This is a genomic window from Pontibacterium sp. (assembly GCF_041587635.1).
Taxonomy (GTDB): domain Bacteria; phylum Pseudomonadota; class Gammaproteobacteria; order Pseudomonadales; family Balneatricaceae; genus Pontibacterium.
Map to the genome: position 1 here is coordinate 1 of NZ_JBFGYC010000700.1, position 1,721 is coordinate 1,721.

At 52.4% G+C, this 1,721-nt stretch carries 3 protein-coding genes and 1 pseudogene; all 4 read left to right on the plus strand.

Annotation, left to right across the window (positions count from 1 at the left end):
• Positions 1-304, plus strand: a pseudogene (locus ABYW01_RS20890) (phenylacetic acid degradation protein PaaN); the annotation flags it as partial.
• A 75-nt stretch (positions 305-379) separates the two neighbouring features.
• The gene (locus tag ABYW01_RS20895) at positions 380-1,165 is read left to right on the plus strand and encodes an enoyl-CoA hydratase-related protein (RefSeq protein ID WP_372836471.1); all 786 of its coding nucleotides are present in this window, start codon (positions 380-382) and stop codon (positions 1,163-1,165) included.
• Between the two features lie 118 nt (positions 1,166-1,283).
• The gene (locus ABYW01_RS20900) at positions 1,284-1,565 is read left to right on the plus strand and encodes a hypothetical protein (protein WP_372836473.1); all 282 of its coding nucleotides are present in this window, start codon (positions 1,284-1,286) and stop codon (positions 1,563-1,565) included.
• Positions 1,562-1,721: SDR family NAD(P)-dependent oxidoreductase (locus ABYW01_RS20905; RefSeq protein WP_372836475.1), on the plus strand; the 160-nt coding region annotated here is incomplete at its 3' end. The genes ABYW01_RS20900 and ABYW01_RS20905, both read left to right, overlap by 4 nt.

Sequence of the window (1,721 nt, forward strand, 5' to 3'; positions counted from 1 at the left end):
CAAGACGGACAGCACTGAGCAGAGTATTGCGCTGGCGAACAAAGCGGTGAAGAACCACGGTGCGATCACCATGGGTTGCTACTCTTCCAGCGACGATGTGCTGGATCAGATCGAAGAAGCCTCTCTGGATGCGGGTGTTGCGTTGTCCTGCAACCTGACCGGCGGTGTCTTTGTAAACCAGAGTGCTGCGTTCTCTGACTTCCATGCCACCGGCTGTAACCCAGCGGCGAATGCGTGTCTGTCGGATCTGGCCTACGTTGCGAATCGCTTCCGCGTGGTGCAGAGCCGCCGTCACCCGAAGTAATATCGGGCGCCTGAGACGCATATGCAGGGGCAGGTGACTGCCCCCTATGAAGAATAACTGAGCAAGGATCAAAGCATGAGCTACGAATGTATTCTGGTTGATGTCAAAGATGGGGTCGGCACGATTACCCTGAATCGCCCGAAGGTGATGAACGCGTTGAACGTCACGCTGACCCGTGAAGTGGGTGAGGCGATCGATGCACTGGAAGCAGACGACGCTGTTGGTTGTATCCTGCTGACCGGTGGTGATCAGGTGTTTGCGGCAGGGGCGGATATCAAGGAGATGAAGGACCAGTCCTTCGTTGATCTGTACCAGAAAGACTTTCCGTATATTCAGCGTGATTGCTGGCGTGCGATTGATGACGCGCGTAAGCCGGTTATCGCAGCAGTTGCTGGTTTCGCGTTGGGTGGCGGCTGTGAGATGGTGATGGCGTGTGACTTCATCATTGCAGCGGATAACGCCAAATTTGGTCAGCCGGAGATTGGTATCGGTACGATGCCGGGTGCTGGCGGTACTCAGCGTTTAACTAAAGCCATTGGCAAAGCCAAAGCGATGGAGATGTGCCTGAGTGGTCGCATGATGGATGCTGAAGAAGCAGAGCGCTCGGGGCTGGTGTCTCGCATCGTTGCTGGTGAAGAGCTGCTTGAGGCGGCATTCAAAACGGCACGTAAGATCGCATCGAACTCTCGTCCAGCGGTTACTTACATCAAAGAAGCGGTCAATATGGCTGTTGATGCAAACCTGAGAGACGGTTTGCGCTTTGAGCGCCGCGCATTTGAAGCGACTTTTGCTTTTGAAGATTGCAAAGAAGGTATGGCTGCGTTTGCAGAAAAACGTAAGCCGGAATTCAAGCATCGTTAAGCGTTCAATCTGGTTATGCTATCGCCGCCATGTGCTTAGTTGCTTGTGGCGGCGTTTTTGTTTGTGGCGGTTTTTTAAGCTCTAGTTCTGGAATGTCCACGATAAGTCGGAGTGCATCATGGGTATCACAACAGTTGAAATGACATATGCTGATTGGGAAGCAAAGTTTCAGCCCAAAGCGATCAATGCCGCGGGTGAAAATGCGCTGCTAATAGAAGATGAGTTTGAAGCTGAGGCGCTGATGTCAGAGGTAGGTGAAACCTATGTCTGGACGCGGAAGTATGCAGATGAAGGCGAGGGAGAACTGATCGTGAATGGTTTATGGTCGGTGGGTGCGGTAGGATTTATGGTTTCCTCTATAGCTTATTCTGAAGATGAAGATTACGTGGTAACAGTATGAAGTTAAAAGATAAAAAGGTATGGATTACCGGTGCAAGCAGCGGGATCGGCGAAGCAACAGCAAAGCTGCTGGCGACCGAAGGCGCGCACGTGGTGTTATCCGCTCGTCGTCAGGAGAAGTTGGAAGTATTGGCTGAGACGATAACCGCCAGTGGGG